General features: G+C 66.2%; 14 protein-coding genes. 10 read left to right on the forward strand and 4 right to left on the reverse strand.

Features of this window, described 5'->3' with window-relative positions; translation table 11 throughout:
* Positions 1-9: 9 nt before the first annotated feature.
* The 6 genes from BoBH3_RS20835 (at position 10) to BoBH3_RS20860 (ending at position 5,823) form a co-directional block, all read left to right on the forward strand.
* On the forward strand, positions 10-858 hold the full coding sequence (locus BoBH3_RS20835) for a transporter substrate-binding domain-containing protein (RefSeq protein ID WP_262332777.1): 849 nt from the start codon (positions 10-12) through the stop codon (positions 856-858).
* 113 nt (positions 859-971) lie between these two features.
* Positions 972-1,637, forward strand: coding sequence for an amino acid ABC transporter permease (locus tag BoBH3_RS20840; RefSeq protein WP_262332778.1), 666 nt, complete (start codon positions 972-974; stop codon positions 1,635-1,637).
* Between the two features lie 10 nt (positions 1,638-1,647).
* Positions 1,648-2,409, forward strand: a complete 762-nt coding sequence (locus BoBH3_RS20845) for an amino acid ABC transporter ATP-binding protein (RefSeq protein WP_262332779.1) — start codon at positions 1,648-1,650, stop codon at positions 2,407-2,409.
* A 9-nt stretch (positions 2,410-2,418) separates the two neighbouring features.
* Positions 2,419-3,696, forward strand: coding sequence for an NAD(P)/FAD-dependent oxidoreductase (locus BoBH3_RS20850; protein WP_262332780.1), 1,278 nt, complete (start codon positions 2,419-2,421; stop codon positions 3,694-3,696).
* Positions 3,693-4,661 carry a hypothetical protein gene (locus BoBH3_RS20855; protein ID WP_262332781.1) on the forward strand — a complete coding sequence of 323 codons (969 nt, stop codon included), beginning with the start codon at positions 3,693-3,695 and terminating at the stop codon, positions 4,659-4,661. Before BoBH3_RS20850 ends, BoBH3_RS20855 begins: the two co-directional genes overlap by 4 nt.
* A gap of 10 nt (positions 4,662-4,671) precedes the next feature.
* On the forward strand, positions 4,672-5,823 hold the full coding sequence (locus BoBH3_RS20860; protein ID WP_262332782.1) for an alpha-hydroxy acid oxidase: 1,152 nt from the start codon (positions 4,672-4,674) through the stop codon (positions 5,821-5,823).
* 388 nt (positions 5,824-6,211) lie between these two features.
* Here the strand turns inward: BoBH3_RS20860 and aspT (BoBH3_RS20865) are convergent, their stop codons facing one another.
* The 4 genes from aspT (BoBH3_RS20865) to BoBH3_RS20880 form a co-directional block, all read right to left on the reverse strand.
* Entirely contained in the window at positions 6,212-7,897 is a 1,686-nt protein-coding gene (gene aspT, locus BoBH3_RS20865) for an aspartate-alanine antiporter (protein WP_262332783.1), read from the reverse strand.
* Positions 7,898-7,996: 99 nt separating this feature from the next.
* Positions 7,997-9,664, reverse strand: coding sequence for a bifunctional aspartate transaminase/aspartate 4-decarboxylase (locus BoBH3_RS20870; protein WP_262332784.1), 1,668 nt, complete (start codon positions 9,662-9,664; stop codon positions 7,997-7,999).
* Between the two features lie 49 nt (positions 9,665-9,713).
* Positions 9,714-11,405: an aspartate-alanine antiporter gene (gene aspT, locus BoBH3_RS20875; RefSeq protein ID WP_262332785.1), complete on the reverse strand. Its 1,692-nt coding sequence runs from the start codon at positions 11,403-11,405 to the stop codon at positions 9,714-9,716.
* A gap of 39 nt (positions 11,406-11,444) precedes the next feature.
* Positions 11,445-14,207 carry an aminotransferase class I/II-fold pyridoxal phosphate-dependent enzyme gene (locus BoBH3_RS20880; RefSeq protein WP_262332786.1) on the reverse strand — a complete coding sequence of 921 codons (2,763 nt, stop codon included), beginning with the start codon at positions 14,205-14,207 and terminating at the stop codon, positions 11,445-11,447.
* 550 nt (positions 14,208-14,757) lie between these two features.
* On the opposite strand from BoBH3_RS20880, the gene BoBH3_RS20885 reads away from it, so the two are divergent.
* From BoBH3_RS20885 to BoBH3_RS20900, 4 genes are all read left to right on the forward strand, one after another.
* Entirely contained in the window at positions 14,758-16,464 is a 1,707-nt protein-coding gene (locus BoBH3_RS20885) for a DUF3300 domain-containing protein (RefSeq protein ID WP_262332787.1), read from the forward strand.
* A gap of 70 nt (positions 16,465-16,534) precedes the next feature.
* Entirely contained in the window at positions 16,535-17,446 is a 912-nt protein-coding gene (locus BoBH3_RS20890) for a DUF2950 domain-containing protein (RefSeq protein WP_262332788.1), read from the forward strand.
* A 450-nt stretch (positions 17,447-17,896) separates the two neighbouring features.
* The gene (locus BoBH3_RS20895) at positions 17,897-19,060 is read left to right on the forward strand and encodes a CYTH and CHAD domain-containing protein (protein WP_262332789.1); all 1,164 of its coding nucleotides are present in this window, start codon (positions 17,897-17,899) and stop codon (positions 19,058-19,060) included.
* Positions 19,061-19,094: 34 nt separating this feature from the next.
* A complete protein-coding gene (locus BoBH3_RS20900) occupies positions 19,095-20,765 on the forward strand; it encodes a SulP family inorganic anion transporter (RefSeq protein ID WP_262332790.1) in 1,671 nt (556 codons plus the stop codon).
* Positions 20,766-20,777: the final 12 nt, after the last annotated feature.

Below are 20,777 nucleotides of genomic sequence, written 5' to 3' on the forward strand. Positions count from 1 at the left end.
AGAATGAAAATGACTACACGTAGGGATCTGGCAGGCCTCATCGGCGCCGGCGCAGTCGCGGCTGGCGCACTGACGCTCGCCTCCAACGGCGCGCGCGCGCAGGCCGCCGGGCAGAACACCTTCGACCGCATCGTCGCCAACAAGAAGCTGCGGCTCGGCGCCGTGACCTCGAGCGCGCCCTGGTTCATCAAGGACCCGGGCACGGGCAAGTGGGGCGGCCATTTCTATACCATCGGCTCGGCGCTCGCGAAGGACATGGATGTCGAGCTCGAGCTCGTCGAGACGACCTGGGGCAATGCCGTGCTCGATCTCCAGGCCGACAAGATCGACATCATGTTCGGCCTCAACCCGACGCCGAAGCGCGCCATGGCGGTCGATTTCTCGGTCGGAGCCTATGACAGCGCGCTGGTCGTCATCGCCAAGCCGGGCTTCGAGCCGAAGAGCTGGGCCGACATGAACAAGCCCGAGGTGAAGATCTCGGTGGACGTCGGCTCGGCGCACGACCAGATCGCCACGCTGCTGTGCCCCAAGGCCCAGATCACGCGTTTCAAGACCATCAACGAAGCGATGCTCGCCCTGCGCAGCGGCCGCGTCGACGCTCAGTGCATCTTCTGGATGGGCGGCGTGCGCGCCGTGAAGGCTGACCCTGCCCTCGGCAAGGTCATCGTGCCGCAGCCCTTCTTCGGCTCGACCTCGAACGCGGCCGTCCGCCGCGAGGTGGACAAGACCTGGCTCTTCTTCGTCAACACCTGGATCGTCTATGCGCGTGGCCTCGGCCTCGTCCGCAGCGCGGTGGTCGAGAGCCTGGAGCAGGTCGGCGTGAAGCCCGAGGACATTCCGCCGGGAATCACCCTCTAAGCCTCTTCCGGCTTCCCGCGCTCATCCGCGGGAAGCCGGATCCATTCTTCAAGCATCCGTTCTTGCGAACGGCTTTCGTCCGCGAGTCCGCGCTGGCGTAGGCAGGGTTGGGCATGTCCTACACTTGGAACTTCGACATCCTCTGGAGCTACCGCTGGATCTTCCTCAGCGGAACCGGCGTCACGATCGGCCTCACGATCGCGGTCGTGGTGCTCGGCCTGCTCGTCGGCCTCGTCGCCGGAATCGCGCAGCTCTCGCGCTCTCCGACGCTGCGCTGGCTGTCCTGGGCCTATATCGAGATGTTCCGGCTGACGCCGCTGCTCGTGCTGCTGCTGTGGTTCTACTATGCGCTGCCGATCCTGACCGGGATCAAGATCGATGCGATCACAGCCTCGATCCTGACGCTGACGCTGTATGGCGGCTCCTTCTATGCCGAAGTCATCCGCGGCGGCATTGTCTCGATCGATCCGGGGCAGAGCGAGGCGGGGCTGGCGCTGGGCATGACGCCGGCGCGGGTGATGCGCCGGATCGTGTTGCCGCAAGCGGTCAAGCGGATGATCCCGCCGCTGATGAACCAGTCGATCATCCAGTTCAAGAACACCTCGCTCGTCTCCGTCCTCGCCGTGCCCGATCTGCTCTACCAGGGTCAGGCCGCGGCGATGGACACTTACCGTGCGCTAGAGGTCTACACGGTGGTCGCGGTGATCTACGTGGTCGTGCTGTTGCCTCTCACCGTGATCGTCAAGCGAGCCGAGAAGCGGCTTTCGCAGAGCAATTGAGGCCAAGGCGATGAGCTACAAGATCGAGGTCTCGGGGCTGCGCAAGAGCTTCGGCGCACTGACCGTGCTGCGCGACATCAATCTCAAGGTCGAAACCGGCCAGGTCGTCGCGCTGATCGGCCCTTCCGGCTCCGGCAAGTCGACACTGCTGCGCTGCCTCAACCTGCTCGTCATGCCCGAGGGCGGGCGTGTCCGCATCGGCGACGACAGCTTCAGCTTCGGCGAGGGCTCGAAGCTGCCCGCCACCCGCGAGCAGGCGCGCTTCCGCTCGAACACCGGCATGGTCTTCCAGCACTTCAACCTGTTCCCGCACATGACGGTGGTCCAGAACGTCATGGAAGGGCCGATCTCGGTGAAGGGCATGCCGAAGGCTAAAGCCGAGGAGATCGCCCGCAAGCTGCTCGCCAAGGTGGGGCTCAGCGACAAGGTCGATGTCTTCCCCAGCAAGCTCTCTGGCGGCCAGAAGCAGCGCGTCGCCATCGCGCGTGCGCTCGCCATGGAACCGGAGGTGATGCTCTTCGACGAAGCGACCTCGGCCCTCGACCCCGAACTCGTCGGCGAAGTCCTCGGCGTGATGCGCGATCTCGCCGCCGAAGGCATGACGATGATCATCGTCACCCACGAGATCGGCTTCGCCCGCGAAGTCGCCGACCGTGTCGTCTTCATGCGCGACGGTGTCATCGTCGAGGAAGGGCCGGCGCGCGACGTCATCGGCGAGCCGAAGCAGGAGGCGACCAGGGCCTTCCTCAGTCATTTCCACAATCGCGGCTGAGACGGACCGATGCCGCAGGATGCGCCTCTGACCGTCGCCGTCATCGGCGCCGGAATCGTGGGCCTGTGCGCGGCGCTCGAGATCCAGCGCGCCGGCCATCACGTCATCCTGCTCGAGCCGGGCGAGCCCGGCGGCCGGCAGGCCGCCTCGTACGGCAACGCGACCTGGATCAACCCCGGCGCGATCGCACCGATTTCCCTGCCGGGACTGTGGCGCAAGGTGCCCGGCTTCCTGCTCGACCGGACGGGGCCGTTCACGGTGCGCTGGCGGGACCTGCCGCGGCACGCCAGCTGGCTCTGGCGCTTTGTCGCCGCCGGGCGGGACTGGGATCGGATCGCGACCTGCGCACGCGAGCGCTATCCGCTCTGCAAGGACACAGTGACCGATCACAAGGCCTATGCGGGCGAGGCCGGTGTCGGCCATCTGATCCGGCAGCAGGGCCTGGTCTATGTCTACCCTGACCGTGCCGGCTTCGTCGCCGAAAGCCGGATCTGGTCGATGCGCCGTGAACTCGGTGTCCGCTTCAGCGAGATCGAGGAAGCCGAACTCCGCCGGCTTCAGCCTGAGCTGTCGCAGCACTATCGTTTTGGCGCCCGGTTGGACGATGCCGGCCAGATTGCTGATCCGGGGGCCTATTGCGCCGCCCTCGCCCGCTTGCTGGAAGCGCGCGGAGCGCAGCGCGTCGTCGCTCGCGCCACCGGCTTCACCCTCAACGGCGGCAGGCTGAACGCGATCTCGACCGACCAAGGCTCGATCCCCTGCGACCGAGCCGTGCTGGCGGCCGGCATCGGCTCGGCAAGCCTCGCGCGGATCGCCGGTGACCAAGTGCCGCTGATTTCCGAGCGGGGTTATCACGTCGTCGTTCCCGACCCCGGCCTGGAACTCGGAGCCGGATTGATGCCATCCGACGGCCAGATGGGCGTCGTTTCAACGCCGCAGGGGCTGAGGCTCGCCGGGCAGGTCGAGCTCGCCGATCCCGACGCCGCGCCCGATTGGCGCCGCACCGATATCCTGCTGGGCTATGCCCGGAAGATGTTTCCCGAGCAGGCCCGACGGTTCGATGCCGCCGAGGTCGACCGCTGGATGGGCAACCGCCCCTCGACGCCGGACGGCCTGCCCTGCATCGGTTTCGCCTCCGGTTCGACCGACATCGTGCATGCCTTCGGCCATGCCCATACCGGGCTGACGCAGGGGCCGGCGACGGGAAAGCTTGTCGCCGCGCTGATCGACGGGCATGAACCGCCCTTCGATCCCGCTCCCTATTCCGCACGGAGATTCGCCCGGTGAACGAGCGCCTGCTCTACCTCTCGCGCCAGGATGTGAAGACCCTCGGCATCCCGCCCGGCGAGGCACGCGAGGCCGTCCTTCAGGCGTTCCGCGATCACGCCGCCGGTCTCAACAGCAGCCTGCCGAAGAGCGCACTCGGGCTCGGCCCCGGACACGGCTTCCAGGCGATGACGGCCGCCTCGCAGGCGGCCGGGATCGCGACGCTCAAATGGGTCTCGATGGCGCCCGTCGAGCCGGGCAGCCCGATCCCCGGCATCAACGCCCTGATCTGCGTCAGCGACTACCGGAGCGGCGCACCGCTGGCGGTACTCGACGGCGACGAGATCACGCTCATCCGGACGGCGGCGCTCTCGGCCGCTGCGGCCTCACGGATGGCGCCGCCCTCCCCCCGGACGATCGGCTTCGTCGGCTGCGGTCTTCAGGCACATGCCCATCTCGCCGCCTTCCTCGATCTCTATCCCAGTCTGACCACGGCGCTGACGCTCAGCCGCAGCCGCTCCTCTGCGGAACAGCTCGCGCAGGCGGCCTCCGAGCGGGGGCTCGCTGCCGAAATTGCCAATGATGCAGATACGCTGCTGGCCCGTAGCGACATCGTCATCTCGATGGTGCCGGGCGCTCCTGGCTTGAAGCCCTTCCTCGACGCCAGCCTCATGAAGCCGAACGCCTTCGCCGCCGCGGTCGATATCGGTCGAAGCTGGATTCCGGAAAACCTGCCGGCATTCGACGTGCTGGCGACCGACAGCCTCGAGCAGTCGAAGGCGCCCTACGACATCGACGGCAACCCGGTGACGACGGTCCGTTTCGGCCACGACCTGATCGAGCTTGCAGCAGCAGCCCATCCGACGGCGCCGGGAGCCCGCTCCTTCTTCTGCTTCCGTGGTTTCGCGCTCGCCGATCTGGCGCTGGCGCATCTCGTCGTCGCCCGCGCGCGCGAACACGGCATCGGCATCGAGCTGCCGCGGTGATGCTGACCCGATGACCACGTTCGCCCATATCCTCAACGTCGCCGACGCGCGCCGCGCCGCTTCGCGGCGGCTGCCGCGCGGCCTGTTCGAATATGTCGACCGGGGCAGCGAGGATGAGATCTCCATTGCTACCAACCGCGCCCAGCTCGACGCGATCCGGCTTTCACCCGCCGTGCTGGTCGACGTCTCGCAACGGTCGACCGAAGCCGAGATCCTCGGCCAACGCCAGCCCCTGCCCCTCGTGATCGCGCCGACCGCTGTCGCAGGCCTCGTGTGGCATGACGGGGAGATCGCCATCGCCAAGGCCGCTGCGGCGGCGGGCATACCCTTCTGCGTCTCGACACAATCGATCACGCCCATCGAGCGCATCGCGGCGGAGTCCGGCGCGCGGCTCTGGTTCCAGCTCTATGTCTGGAAGAACCGGCAGCGCATGCTTGCCCTGCTCGACCGGGCATGGGCCGCCGGGGCCGAAACGCTCGTCCTGACCGTCGACACCGCCGTCGGTCCCAATCGCGAGTACAACCTCCGCAACGGCTTCGGCATCCCGCTGAAAGCCTCGTGGGGCGCGGGCCTCGACGTTGCGCTCCACCCACGCTGGACGGCTTCCGTCATGCTGCGGGCGCTGGCGAATGGCGGCGTGCCGACCTATGCGCATTACCCCGAGGAATTCCGCACGAAGCTTGGCCGGACGTCGCTTTCGGACGAACTCAGCCTGGCGACCGATGTGACCTGGGACGATGTGAAGCTGCTCCGCCGGCACTGGCGCGGCAAGCTCGTGCTCAAAGGTATTCTGCGGGTCGAGGACGCGCAGGCTGCGGCGGACCACGGCGTCGACGCGATCGTCGTCTCGAACCACGGGGCTCGCAATCTCGACTGCGCTCCCGGACCGACCCAAATCCTGCCGGCGATTGCGGATGCCGTCACAGGGCGCCTCGAGATTCTGGCCGATAGCGGCGTTCGCCGCGGCGCCGATATCGCCCGCTTCCTGGCGCTCGGTGCGCAGGGCGTGCTGGTGGGCCGCGCGCCTCTCTATGGGGTCGCCACCGGCGGGGCCGCGGGCGCCAGCCGCGTCCTCGACATCCTCGCCAACGAACTTCGGATCACCATGGGCATGTTGGGCGCGCCGACCCTCGGTGATCTGCGGGTTGCCGCCGGTCAGTAAGGCTGCTGGCTGCTGTGCCGATCGTTACGCGCGATACATGTTGCATCACGCTCAGGACGTTCCAAGACAGGCAGCGGTAACCCCATCAAGGGCTCCTTGCGCAAGGTCCTATCTTCCCAGGCCCAGGTCATTGCCGAAAAAGTCCGTCTGCTGAGGCGGCCTTCCAACGCCGGGCTGCATGTAGCGCGGACCATCGGGTGTCGATCCTCCGCCCGATGTGCAACCGGGAAACAGCAGAGCAGACAGCAGCGCAGCGGTGCAGCCCCACCTCAACGGGTGGGCTGAGATGAATCCGGTCTTGGTCGTCGAATGCGATGCGGATTTATTCAAACTGCCCTCCGTTTCACGAGAGACCTGCGCAGGCGCTCATAGCCCGTTGGATGTCGTCTTAGAGGGCCATCAGTGCGACCAGAATCGGCCCCCAAGCCGTCAGAAGAATATTGCCGATCGCATAGGGCACCGTATAGCCCAAAGCGGGAATGCTGCTCTGGGCCTCGTCCTGGATCGCCCTGAGGGCTGCCGTGATGGTGCCAGCGCCGGCGCAGGCGCCGAGCACGATCAGGGGATCCATCTTCAGAACGTATCGCCCGAAGAGGATGCCCAGCGTGTGCGGCAGCAGCGCTGCGACGAGGCCGACCACGATCAGGCTGAGCCCAGTCGCCTTCAACCCGGCAACGAAGCTCGGTCCCGCGCCCAGGCCGACGATGCCGATGAACATGCACAGGCCGAGGGTATCGAAGATCCAGATCGCCGGCTCGGGGATGCGGCCGAAGAAGGGATAGATCGACCTCAGCCAGCCGAAGACAAGGCCCATGATCAGCGCGCCGCCGCTGGCAGTCAGCGTCAGCGGCACACCGCCGACCACGACGCTCAGAAGGCCGACCAGTCCGCCGAGGAAGATGCCGAGGCCGACGAAGACCATGTCCGTCGCCGATGTCCGCCTGTCCGGATAGCCCAGCGCCACAGCGGCCCGCTCGACGGCAGGCATAGGTCCGACGAGGGACAGGGCGTCGCCACGGTTGACCAGGCTTTCGGCCGTGATCGGCATGGGTATGCCCGCGCGCGTGAGCCTCGACAGGAAAACTCCGCGGGCGAACTCCTGCTTGGCCAGATGCGCCAGCGAGCGTCCGTCGAGCTCGCGACTGGTCAGGACCACGTCGAGCGTCTCGATCGGAATGTCGAGCAGCCCTGGATCGTTGACTTCCGGACCGATGACCTCGCCGCGATCGGCATGGATTTCCTGCCGGGCCATGACGGCGATGATATCGCCCTCACGGATCACGAGATCGGGTGCTGGCTCGATCAGCGAGCCCCCGCTGCGGACGCGCAGGACGTAGACGCGTGCCGCCTTGGGCATCGTCTCGATCTCGCCGATCGTCCGGTCGAAGAGCCGGGTATTGGTGACGCGATAAGCCCGGACGTCGAAAAGCCGCGCGGCCGAAACCACGCCTTCGACCTCTGCGACCGTCCCCACCGATTTGGAGCGCGCCTCAGCGGCCACCTCCTTCAGGTCTATGCCCATGAGCTTCGGCCCGATCTTCGGCAGAAACCAGACGAGGGATGCGGTGCCGACAAGGTAGGTCACGGCGTAGGCGACGGGGATGTTGTTGATCAAGGCGGTGCGCTCGGCCTGAGGCAGGTCGAGGCGCTGAATGGCCTCACCCGCCGTGCCGATCACCGTCGACTCCGAGAAAGCGCCGGCGAGCAGGCCGGCGGCCGTGCCGATATCGTAGTTCAGCAGCTTCGCGAAGCCGAGCGCGGTGAGCAGGCAGGCCACGCAAAGGACGACGGTCAATGCCATCTGCGGGAATGCGTCCCGCTTCAGGGCGCGGAAGAATTGGGGGCCCACCTTGTAGCCGGTGGTGAAGAGGAACAGGTCGAAGAAGATAGTCTTCACCAGCGGCGAGACCTTGATGTCGAGCTGCCCGATCAACACTCCCGCCAGCAGACAACCGACGACGATGCCGAGGCTGAAGCTGCCGAGCTTCACCCGGCCGATCAGAAAGCCAACGGCAATGGTGAGGAAGATCGCGAGTTCCGGGTTCTGACGCAGCGCGTTTGCGACGTAGCTCATGGCTCGCCCCGACGAGGCAGGAAATCCACGGATCGGGCCAATCCCCGATCCGCCAGATGTTTCAGGCCGCTCCGCCGCGGATCCATCTCGCCAGGCCGCTTACTCTCCGGCCGCCGGCGCCGGCTGGGATGCGCGGCCGGCCGCTGGCTTTGCCGCCTGCGACAGCGCGAGCTTGTAGGCCTCGAAGGCCTGACGATATCCGCGCGCCACGGCACGGGTCGCGCGGCCGATCTGGCTGTAGACCTCATCGTCGAGGTTGGCGAAGGAGACGCGCACCGACCAGTCAGGCGCATGGAAGCCGCCGCCGTTGAGCAGCACGATGCCGTGGTCTTCCGCCAGCCGGAACACGATGTCGAGCGGGTGGACGTGCTCCTTCATATAGGCGACGACCTCGGGGCCGACGTATTTGTTGGCCCAGAACTCGAAATCGACCAGGCCGTAGTAGCGGTCGTGAAGGACATTCTCCGGCACCTCGATGCCGAGCCCTTCGATCATCTTCTGCGCCCGGTTATTGACGATCTCCATGCAGGTCTTCTGGTAGAGCTTGGCTTCATCCAACATCTCGGAAAGCGAGAAGAGCGTCATCATCACCTGCTGGGGCAGCGACAGGCCGGCAGTGTGGTTGAGCGCAATGTCGCGGCTATCGGCGACGATGCGGTCGATCAGCTTCATCTCACGCGGCTTCAGCGTCAGCGGGCCGTAGCGCTTATCGAGCGCCGCCATGACCTTGTCGGGATGGTTGGCGATCGCCTTGTCGAAGATGTTCTCGCGATGGATCGCGATGACGCCGAGGCGCCAGCCGGTGCAGCCGAAATATTTCGAGTAGGAATAGACGCCGATCGTGTTCTTCGGCAGCGCCCCGAGCAGGCCGCGGAAGCCCTTCACGAAAGTCCCATAGACGTCGTCGGTCAGCAGCAGGAGATCGGGACGCTTGGTCTGGACCAGCGTGACGATCTTGCCGATCGTTTCCTCGCTCAGGGCCACCGCGTAGGGGTTGCCGGGATTGACCACGAAGAAGGCCTTGACCTTCGGGTCCTCGAGCTTCTTCAGCTCGGCGTCGGTGAACTGGAAGCGGTTCTCCTGCGGAGCGGCAACCGTGACGACGTTGAGGCCGTAGTCCTCGAGATGAGGCATTTCGAGATAAGGCGTGAAGATCGGCGTCGCCAGCGCGATCGTGTCGCCTGGGTTGAGCAGACGGTTGGCCTTGAGCGACTTGAAGATGTAGCACATCGCCGCCGTGCCGCCTTCGACCGCATAGAGGTCGAACTGCCCCGAGGGACGCGGCTCGCCGCACATCGCCCACATCAGATATTCATGCACGATGCGCTCATTGTGGACCAGCATGCGGTCCGGCACCGGGTAATTGTCGCCGATGATCGAGTCGACCAGCTCGTGGACGAAGGCATCGGGCTTGAAGTCGAACTTCTTGACGGCGAAGGCGAGCATGTCGCTGAGGAAGGTCGCGCCGGGCGAATCCTTGTGCGTCGACAGCCAATCCTCCAGGCGCCCAGCGATGCCGTCGGCCTTGGGCATGCCGCCGATGCCGGCGGGCTTGCTCATGACGCGGCGGCTCTCGGTGATCGCGAACTGGCCGAGCAGGAAGAAGCCTTCTCGTGGCGTGGTCGACACCCAGTTCGGATTGCCGCGTCCGGCATTGAGCAGCGCGATCGAGGAGGTCTGCGCCGTCAGCTTGGCGAGGCGGATGAGCTCGTCCTTGATCTCGAAGGGGCTGAGTTTCTCGAAGCTCCGCAGAGTGACAGGATCCATGGAAAACCCCTGATATGAGCTGGAAATCGAACGGTTTCGTCTCGCTTGGTCAGGTCAGCAGGATGATGATCACCATGCCCCAGATGGTCAGAAGCGTGTTTCCGACAGCGTAGGTGACCGTGTAGCCCAGCGCCGGCACCTGGCTGCCCGCCGTCTCGCAGATCATGCCGAGTGCGGCCGTCGTGGTGCGGGCTCCGGCGCAGGCGCCAAGCAGAATCGCCGGATCGAACCGGAACACGTATTTCCCGGCGAACATCGCCAGGATCAGCGGGATGGTGGTCGCCACCGCGCCCCAGAGGAAGAGACCGACACCCTGCGTCTGCAGGCCCTTGACGAAGCCGGGGCCGGCCGAGATGCCGACGACGGCGATGAACATGTTGAGGCCGACCGAATTCATGAACCAGACGGTCGAACTCGGGATGCGGCCGAAGGTCGGATGAACCGAGCGCAGCCAGCCGAAAACGAGGCCGGATATCAGCGCGCCGCCTGCCGTCGACAGCGTCAGCGGAACGCCGCCCACCTTGAACACGAGCGCGCCGATCAGCGCGCCGAGCGTGATCGCACCGCCGATGAACGCGACGTCGGCGACGTCGCTCACCTGATCGCGATGACCAAGCACCTTCGCGACCGCGGCCACGTCCTTGGTACGGCCAACGACCGTCAGGATATCGCCGCGATGGATCGTGGTGTCGGGCAGGATCGGGATGCTGACGGCAGTCGCACCGCGAACGATCTTGCGGAGGAAGACTCCGCGGGCCGTCGGCATATGGGAGAGTTCGGCCAGCGTCTTGCCGTCCACCGCCTTGCTCGTGACGTAGATGTCGACGCCTTCGGCCTTCAGGTCGAGCAGTTCGGGGTCCTCGACCTCGTCGGCATTCTGGCCGATCAGGTTGACCAGCGTCTCGCGCGGACCGGCGAGGGCGACGATGTCCCCTTCCCGCAGGATCGTGTCCGCGGTCGCATCCTCGATCACCCCATCGCGGCGTATTCGCTCGACGAAGACGCGCGCATCGGTCACCAGCGCTTCGGCATCGCCGGCGCGCATGCCGGCGACTTTGGCGCCCTCGCGCAGCCGATAGGCACGCAACTCGAAACGCCGCCAGACGGAGCCGGGCCCACCAATCTCCTTGCCGCCTCCGAGCCGCGCCTCGTAGTCCTTACAGGCCTGGGCGAGATCAATACCGAGCAGCTTGGGCCCGAGCAGGGCGAGTACGACCGCAGAGCCGACGGTCCCGAAGATGTAGGTCACCGCATAGGCGACCGGCATCGCATCGAGATATTCCTTGGTCTGCTCGGCCGAAAGACCGAGGCGGTTGATCGCGTCCGTCGCGAGACCCATCGAGGCCGAAATCGTCTGCGATCCGGCATAGAGACCGGCGGCATAGCCCGGATGGTATCCGGCAAATTTGGCTATGATGACGGGAATGGCGAGGCAGAACGCGGTGACGACCACAGCGAACACCGCTTGCGGCGCGCCGTCCTTGGCGATGCCGCGCACGAATTGCGGCCCGACGCCATAGCCGACTGCGAAGAGGAAGAGCAGGAAGAAGGTCGATTTGACGTTCGAGGAGATCGTGATGCCGAGCTGTCCGATGACGACAGCGGCGATCAGGGTCGAGGTGACGGCGCCGAGGCTGAAGCCCTTATAGGAGAAGCCGCCGACATAGTATCCGACCGCCAACGACAGGAAGAGCGCAATCTCGGGATAGCTTCTCAGGGTCGAAACGAACCAGTCGAACATTCCAATCCCCTTTTTCTTACGATCGTCTGAGGCTTCCGGTTACGCCGCCCGCGATTTCTTCTGGCTCTTGTCGGAAACCGGTTCCTGCTTTCCGGCAAGCGCGTCCGGCCTCAGCAATTTGAGGCCCCTCGCCTTCTCGTATCCGTGGATCTCCTTCACATCGAGCTTGCGCATGAAGGTGATCGTCTCATGCGTCACGACCTGCCCCGGCACTAGGATCGGGAAGCCGGGCGGGTACGGGATGACGAAATTTGCGGAGATCAGCGCCGGGCCCTTATCGAGGCGGCGGTCGCATTCCGGGCTGTTGATCGGCACGTACTCGCATTTCTCCTCCGCATAGGCCGCGAAGAAGGCGGTGCGCATGTCGCCCTCCGGCGTCGTCTTGCCGGCGTCGCCACGAAAGGCTTCATCGAAGCGGCTGAAGTCCGGAAGGTCGGGCACGTCGTTCATCAGACTGTGCACGCGCGCCTCGAACGTCTTGCGCTCCGCCTCGCCGCCATGGCGCAGGCGCTCCTCGATCTCGTTGCTGATCTTGAGCAGGACGCTGATGAGCAAGGCGACATCGCTGCGGGTGTTGTTGATGTTGGACTGCAGCAGCACGGAGTTGCGCGAGGTCTTGTTGACCTGGATGTTGTATTGCGACGCCAGCAGGCCCTTGAACGAGGTGCCGTCGAAGCCTGCCGTGCCGCAGACCAGTGTCATCCTGGTCGGATCGAGGCAGAACTCATCCTCGCGCATGCTGCGGAGCTGGTCGTCCCAATGCGTGTCGGGTGCGAGGAAATCGACGAAGCCGCTGCTGCGATATTTCTGCGGCACCATTCCGTCCGCACCGACGACCTTGAAATATTTCGAGATCAACGGATGCGTCGCAACCTCGCGCCTGATGTCGAGTGCGATCTCGATCGCGTTCATCACGAGCCCGTAGCCCTCGAGCTCCATCTGCCGGCGCGCGACATCGAGGCTGGCGATGAGCTGCTGGTTCGGGCTGGTCGAGGCATGGGTGAAGACCGCCTCGTGGAACTGCGCCTCGACCTTGTGGAAATCGACATCCCTGACCAGCACCATCGAGCCCTGCCGGATCGCCGACATCGACTTGTGGGTCGAGTTGGTCTGGTAGACGCGCAGCCGAACCGCCCGCGGATCGGGCAGGAGGCGCGTGTTCAGGAGCTTCTCGGCGGAGGGCGCAGCGCCGAGTTCCTTCTGCTGCTTTTCGTATTGCGCGAGCGCTTCCGGGCTCGCCATCCAAGCTTCGATATCGGCGGCCGCGCCCATGGCCGTACGTGGCCGCAGGAAGGGCGACCAGCGCGCGAAGCCAAACCAGGCCTCGTCCCAGAGGAAGATGAGGTCCGGCTTGATGGCGAGGCATTCCTCCATCACGCGGCGGGTATTGTAGATGTGGCCGTCGAAGGTGCAGTTGGTCAGGTCGACCATCTTGACGCGGTCGAGCCGGCCCTCCGCCTTCAGGTCGAGCAGAGCCTTCTTGATGGTGCGCAGTGGCACCGCCCCGTACATCGAGAATTCGACCATCGGGAAGGCTTCGACATAGAAGGGCTGCGCGCCGCTCAGCACCAGCCCGTAGTGGTGTGATTTGTGGCAGTTGCGATCGAGGATAACGATATCGCCGGGCGCGATCAGCGCCTGCAGCACCATCTTGTTCGAGGTGCTGGTGCCGTTGGTGACGAAGAAGACGTGGTCGGCGCCAAAGGCGCGCGCCGCCATCTCCTGGGCGCGCTTGATGTTGCCGGTAGGCTCCAGCAGGCTGTCCAAGCCGCCCGTCGTGGCGCTGCTCTCCGCGAGGAAGAGATTGATGCCGTAGAACTGGCCCATGTCGCGGATCCAGGGCGAGCGGAACACCGACTTGCCGCGCGCGATCGGCAGCGCGTGGAAGGTGCCGATCGGCCTTTGCGCATAGAGCTTGAGATTGTCGAAGAAGGGCGTGTCGTAGCGCGCCTTGATGCCCTCCAGCACCGACAGATGCAGCTCGAGCGGCTCCTCGATCTGGTACATGACGCGCCGGATCATGGCTGCTCGCGGGTCGCCCGCGAGCTTCTCGACGCGCCGGTCCGAGAGCAGGTAGATGTCGAGCTCTGGCCGGATCGCCTTCAGGCCCGCGGCAAGGCGCAGGGCCAGATCCGCCTCGTCCCCGCTGCCGAGCAGTGGCTGCTGCGTGGCGAGCACGCTACGCAGGATCGGGGCGTCGTGCCGGGACCTGAGCGCGAAGCCCTCATAGATGGCGACCGCGGCGATATTGGGGTTCAGCACCGCCGCGCAGACGGCATCCTCCAAGCTTCCGACCAGCACCGTTTCGTAGACGAAGGCATCCTCGGGGCGCCTCAGACGACGAAACTCGGCGGCCAAATGCGGCCAGCGCCCCGTCGGAGCAGGTGTGACGGCCAGCATCTCGAAATACGGGCGATGCCCCGCGCCCTCTCCCAGCGACGACGGCATGATGTCGACCGGCTCGGCGAGCGAAAGGTCGGCCGACTGCCATTCCTTCGAGTCATGCTTGTAGTTGCCCGTGATGATCGCGAGCGAGATGCGCTTGGCGAGCGAGAGGAACCCGCTGGCGTCATCGTTCTCTAGGAGGCTCCGCAGGGCTGCGAGAAGGTCCGCGCCCGGGAAAGCATGAAACTCCTCGATGACGCCAAGTTCCTGAAACGCAGCCTCGACAGCGGCGCGGCTCTTTGCCCCATTCGACCAGGAACGCGCCATGGCATGCAGATCCCGCCAGCGGTCGGTTCGGCCGGAGGGAGCTGAGAAGAAGTGGTCGATGGAGCGCGATTCCTGGACTGGAGAGGCCATCTTGAATCCTTCCCTGCAGCTCGCGTGCTGCGGGTGTGCCCCGCTTCGCCCGGATCGGGGGCGCACCACCCTATGGCAGCGGAGTTCAACACAAGCCGGAGCGGCAACGTATTGTCCTTGAGGACAGGTTCGCGCGGCGCAGTTTCGACTAAAATCGCTGGTCGATGCGCGCCGCGAGCGCCCGATAGCGCTCTGGAACCATCAATGTCGTCCGCGCTCAGCCGCGCCTCGTCGGAGTTCAGACAATGCTCAGAACAATCACCCTCGGAGGTCTATCTGTAGCGGCATGGATTCTCGGTCCCGTCAGCCAGCAAACCGCCTTCGCCTGCAATCAAACGCAGGGGTGCATGATGGATGTTCTTCACCAGAACCATGACATGATGGTCGACGGACGGATGACCGAGGCCATGCGCGCAGGCCAGGAGAACATGCAGGCCTTTCGGCGGCAGCAAGAGGCCGATCGGGCTGCGTCGGCCCGGAGGTCGGTCACGGGTAGGTAATTGTCATTTCGACGTCCGGCGTGGCTTCGAAGCCGTTGCGAGGTAAGCCCATGCATCTGCGATTTATGCTCGCCAGCGTCGTCGTCGGCAGCATGGTGTCCCACGCGCTGGCGCAGACCGTGCCGGCTCCTTCACAGCCGCAACCTCAGCCCCCAGCGGCCGCTCCGGCAAGCCAGACGCAGCCGCCTCTGTCCGGCCCCGAACTCGATGCGCTCGTTGCGCCGATCGCGCTCTACCCGGACGATCTGCTGGCCCAGGTTCTGATGGCCTCGACCTATCCGCTCGAGGTGGTACAGGCGGATCGATGGCTGGCGGCGAACAAGAAGCTGAAGGGCGACGAACTCAAAGCAGTAGCCGAGAAGCAGCCCTGGGATACGAGCGTGAAATCCCTCGTCGCCACTCCACCGGTCCTGGAGATGATGAGCAAGAACCTCGACTGGACGCAGAAGCTCGGCGATGCGGTGCTGGCCCAGCAGCCCGATGTCATGGACGGCATCCAGCGGATGCGGTCGCGGGCCTACGAGACCAAGAAACTCTCCACCGGCGCACAGCAGAAGGTCACCGTCCGGCAGGACAGCGGAAAGCAGACGATCTTGATCGAGCCTACCAATCCGAGCACGGTCTACGTGCCCTATTACGACCCGGCCGTGGTCTATGGCTCGTGGCCCTACCCCGCCTACCCACCCTATTACTTCCCGGCGCCGGGATATATCGCGACCGGCGTCATCGCGACGGGCCTCGCCTTCGGCGCAGCCTACGCGCTCGGGCGCTGGAACAACGGCAATTACTGGGGCGGCAACGTCAACTGGAACAACAACAACATCAATATCGACCGCAATCGCGTGTCGCATTGGGAGCACAACTCCCAGCATCGCCACGGCGTCCAGTATCGCAACGATGCGGTCCGGCAGAAATTCTCGAACAATAACATTCGGGCCGGCAGCGAGGGCCGGATGGATTTCCGCGGACGCGACGGCGGGCAGGTCCTGCGGCCGGACGGTGACCGCGGCGGCGCGGGAGCAGGCATCGCCCGGCCGGATCAAAGGCCGGGCGATCGCCCTGGCGCCGGCGCCCGACCCGATCGGCCGGGCGGAGATCGCCCAGGTGCCGGCAACAGGCCGGATCGTCCCGGGGGTGATCGCCCCAGTGCCGGCCAGCGGCCCGACCGACCTGGCGGAGATCGCGCGCGGCCGGGCGGCGGCTCCGGCCAACCACGGGCGGCGACCAGACCGAACCGTCCCAATCCCGGCGCGAACCGCCCAGGACCGTCGCGCGACAGCGCCTTCAGCATGCAGTCCGGCCGTGCCGCCAACCTGCAATCCCAACGCGGGCATGCGAGCATGGCTCGGTCGCCCGGCGGCGGAGGGCGCGCGATGCATGCAGGCGGCGGAGGCGGCGCGCGCGCAATGGGTGGCGGAGGAGGAGGCCGTGTCGGAGGCGGCGGCGGTCGTGGGGGCGGTGGTCGTGGGGGCGGTGGTGGCGGGCGCCGCTCCGACATCCAGCTCAAGCACGACGTCGTGCTGCTGGGGCATCTGGACAACGGGCTCGGCTTCTACCGCTTCGCCTATAACGGCTCCGCCGTAAGCTATGTCGGGGTGATCGCCCAGGAGGTGCAAGGCGTCGCGCCCTGGGCGGTGCATCGCGGCGCGGACGGGTATCTGCGGGTCGACTACCGCATGATCGGCGTTCGCTTTCAGACCTTGGACGGTTGGCAGGCTTCGGGCTCGCGGATTCCGGCGGGAAAGCCCGGAAATTGAAGCGCTCCCGCCCCCTGCCCGGATGGCTCGCGACTGAGGATGCAGTTCGATGATGATGGCATGGCCAGCAATGCGTCTGCTCGTTCGTCTGCTTTGCGGGGCCGCGGCCGGGCTCTGCCTGGCGTCGTCCGCAGCATGGGCGCAGCAATCGTTCCAGTCTCCCGAGAAGGCCGCCGCAGCGCTCGCGCAAGCCGTGCGCGGCGACGAGCCCTCTCGCGTCTATTCGATCCTCGGACTGTCCGCGCGCGACATCCTCTCCTCGGGAGACAAGGTCCGCGATGCCGGCGATCGCCAGCGCTTCGTCGCGGCCTTCGATGCCCGGCATTCGATCGTCGAGACGGACCGGACGGCAACACTACTGGTCGGTCAGGATCAGTTTCCGTTTCCGATCCCGATGGTCCGTGCGCGTGGCGGCTGGAAATTCGCCATGGAGCAGGGGCGGCGGGAGATCCTCGCCCGCCGGATCGGCAGGAACGAGCTCGACGCCATCCAGACCCTTCTGGCCATTGCCGATGCCCAGTTCGAATACGCGGCAAAGGGACATGACGGCCGCAATCCGGGCCTCTATGCGCAGCGGATCGTCAGTCAGTCCGGCAAGCAGGACGGACTATACTGGCCGACCGCGCCGGGTGCGGAGCAGAGCCCGCTCGGCGAGCTCGCCGCCGGCGCGGCATCCGAAGGCTACAGGGCCAGCGAGACACGGCAGCCCTATCATGGCTATTACTTCAAGATCCTCGGCCGGCAGGGCCCGGCGGCCACCGGCGGCGAGGCCGATTATATCGCCGGCGGCAACATGATCGGCGGCTTCGCCGCCCTCGCCTACCCCGCGAGCCATGGCCGGTCCGGCATCATGAGCTTCATCGTCAATCACGCGGGCACGGTCTACCAGAAAGATCTGGGAGCCAACACGCGCCTCGTCGCATCGCGCATCCGTAGCTTCAACCCGGACAAGGGCTGGGAGAAGGTGGCGCCGCAGAACTAGGAACTGTACCCTAGGGTAGCCGGAATGCAGGCGTTGGCAGTTATGGATCAATCCTCGGCACTCCTCCCTGAGCGGGTCCGGGCTGCCGGGCCGGACTCCGGGATACTCTGGCTGCGCTGCGCCGAGGGAGACCAAGCGCCGCTCCTGAGGCGCCTGCGGGCAACCGGGGCGACGCAGATGGGCTCCGCGAAGGTGGTGAGGTCGGTCTATTGCGACACCGGCCGCCGCAAGCTGCTCCGCGCCGGCTATCACCTCTCCGTTCGAAGGCAGGACGGCAAGCACTTCCAGGATATCGAACTGGCGAGCGCGGCTGGGCTCGCTCCTACCCGGCGCTCGACGACCGAGATCGAAGACGACGCCCCAGGCGATGCGTCTCTCGCGGACACGCCGCTCGCCGGCATCCTCGGTGACGGGGGAGCGGACAAGCTGAAGCCGGTCTTCGTCGTCGGCATGCGCCGCCGCTCCTGCACCATCGAGCGCGCCGGCTCCAGCATCGCGGCGACCTTCGACAAGGGAACAATCAGGGTGCAAGGCACCGTCGAGCGCATCTGCGAGTTGCGGCTGGAGCTGGTTTCCGGAGCAGCGGATGCGCTGTTCGAGGTTGCGCGGGAACTCGGCTCGTCCGTGCCGCTCACGCTGACCCTGCGCCCGCCCGGCGAAAGGGGCTTCCGACTGCTGCCTCCTGAAGCGGACCAGCCGGCGGCCGATCCGGCCGTCGACCGTTTGGCTGCGATGACGACCCGTGCCGCTGCCGACTGCATCTGCCGGGCTTGCGCCGCGTCGTTGCTCGACGATCTCGCGCAGCTGTCGTCCGGCGGAGGGCAGGACGCTCTGCACCGGACCCGCATCGGACTTCGGCGATTGCGGGCCCTGCTCTGGTTCCTGAAGCCGATCCTTGGCGCCGAAGCGGCGGCCCTGAGCGGCCATCTACGATCATTTGGTCAGTTCCTCGGCGGCGCCCGCGAACTCGACGTCTTCTGCGATCGGGTGCTTGCGCCGCTGCGGCGCAGCAATCCGGACGCGCCGGGCATCGATGCGCTGTTCGAGAGCTTCGATCGCCGAAGACAGGACGAACATGAGAAGGTCCTGGCCTTCTTGCGATCGCCAGCGATGCTGAATTTCGGCCTCGGTCTCGTCGAAGGCCTCGGCGCGTTGTCGGTCGCGGAACCCACCGCGAGCAAGACCGCGCAGCTGCGGGATCGCCCCATCGCGGTTTTCATGCGGGCCCGCCTGGGCAAGCGCCTGAAGGTGTTCCTCAAGGAAAGCCGCGGCCTGCAGAACTACGCCCCGGACCGCCAGCATGGCATAAGGATCAAGGCCAAGAAGCTACGCTATGCCGTCGAGGCGTTCCATCCGGTGATCGGGGCCAAGGAGGGCCGCAGGTTGGCTACCGGGCTCGTGCGCCTGCAGGACTTGCTGGGCGACCTCAACGATGCCCGGACCAACCGCGCGATGGCGCTGGCCTATGCGCGGGAGAATGCGGGGGCCGGCGTCTCCGGGCCGACGCTGTTCGCGGCAGGGCTGGCTGCGGCGGCCTGCACGCTCGATCCGACGGCCACGCTCGCCCGCGCGGCCAAGGCTCGCAAGGAGCTGGCCGCGCTTGCTCGATCATGAGCTGACGCAGCGAGGAAGCTCCGGGAGATAGGCCATGATGGACCGATTGCCAGTCCCGAGCGGCATGCGCGGATACCGGCCGCAATGGCTGCGTAGCGACGTGACGGCTGGGCTCGCCGTCGCTGCCGTCGCCATTCCCAGCGCCATAGCCTACCCAGCGATTGCCGGCCTGCCGGCCGAGGTCGGGCTCTATGCCAGCATCGTGCCGCTGGTCGGCTATGCGCTGTTCGGGCCCTCGCACAAGCTGATGATCGGCCCCGATGCAGCGACGATGACGGTGCTTGCCGCGGCGCTCGCCAACCTGCCGCTCGGCAACCCCGCGGACCGCATCGCGGCCGCCGCGGCGCTGGCCCTGTTGGTCGGCGTCATGTGCATCGTCGCGGGCCGGCTCGGGCTTGGCGTCGTCGCGTCGTTTCTGTCGCGGCCGATCCTGATCGGCTTCATCAGCGGCATCTCGATCTCGATCCTGATCGGCCAGATCGGCCGCCTGACCGGGGTGCGCATCGAGGCGGACGGGCTGATCGAGCCGCTCGTCGAACTCCTCAGGAAGGCGGAGCTGATCCATTGGCCGTCCGTGCTGTTCGGCGGGGCGATGTTCGGGCTGCTCGTGCTGCTGGCGCGACTGCGCTCACCGATCCCTGGGCCTTTGGTCGTGGTGGTGCTCGCGGGCCTCGCCTCGGCCCTGTTCGACCTCCAGGGCCATGGCATGAAGGTGATCGGCAGCCTGCCGAGCGGCATGCCGAAGCTCGCGCTCCCCGACGTCTCGCGGTTACCTCTGACGGACCTTCTGCTCGACGCCAGCGCGATCTGGCTTGTCGCCGTCAGTTCGGGGCTCGTCGCGGCGCGCAGCTTCGGGGCGCGGGAGCGTTTCGAGATCGACGCGGATCGGGAGCTCTCCGGGCTGGGCGCCGCCAATGTCTTTTCCGGCCTGTTCAGCGGCTTCCCGGTTACGGTTTCGGATTCACGGACCGCGATCAACATCTCGGCTGGCGGCCGCTCGCAGGTCGCGGGGCTGGTCGCCGCCCTGGCGCTGACCAGCCTCCTGCTCTTCCTGAACGACGCCCTGCGCCTGCTGCCCAACCCGGCCCTGGGCGCGATCCTGGCCTTCGCCGCGCTGAGCCTGATCGACATTCAGGGCTTTCGCGAGATCTGGCGCGTCAGCCGCATGGAATTCGCCTTCGCGCTGATCAGCATGTGGGGCGCCATCAGCCTCGGCGTGCTGAGCGGTGTCGTGCTCGCCATCGCCGGCACGCTGCTGCATGTCCTGCTCAAGGAGATGCGGCCGCGTGACGCCCTGCTCGGGCGCGTTCCCAGCCGGCCGGGCTTCTACAAGCTGCATCGGACCGCGACCGCCGCCCCCTTGCCGGGAATGGTGCTCTTCATGGTCCAGGGCAGCATCCTCTTCTTCAACGCCGACTATGTCCGCGAGCGCTTCGAAAGCGTCGCCGGAGAGGCGCCCGCCGGCACGGCCTGGCTCGTGCTCGACGCCAGCGCCGTCGCACAGATCGACTCGACCGGGGCCGCGATGCTGCGGCAATTGCGAGCGGAACTGGCCGAACGCGGGATCACCCTCGCGCTAGCGGAACTGCACAAGGAGCCGCGGGATATCCTGCGGCTCGCCGGACTCTTCGACGGCCCGGATGCGACGCCGACCTTCGAAGATCTCGAGGACGCAGCGCGCGCGCTCTCGGAGCGCAAACCCTGAAGAGCGACTGCG

Origin of the sequence: Allobosea sp. BH3, from assembly GCF_025499465.1 — a bacterium.
Classification (GTDB): Bacteria; Pseudomonadota; Alphaproteobacteria; order Rhizobiales; family Beijerinckiaceae; genus Allobosea.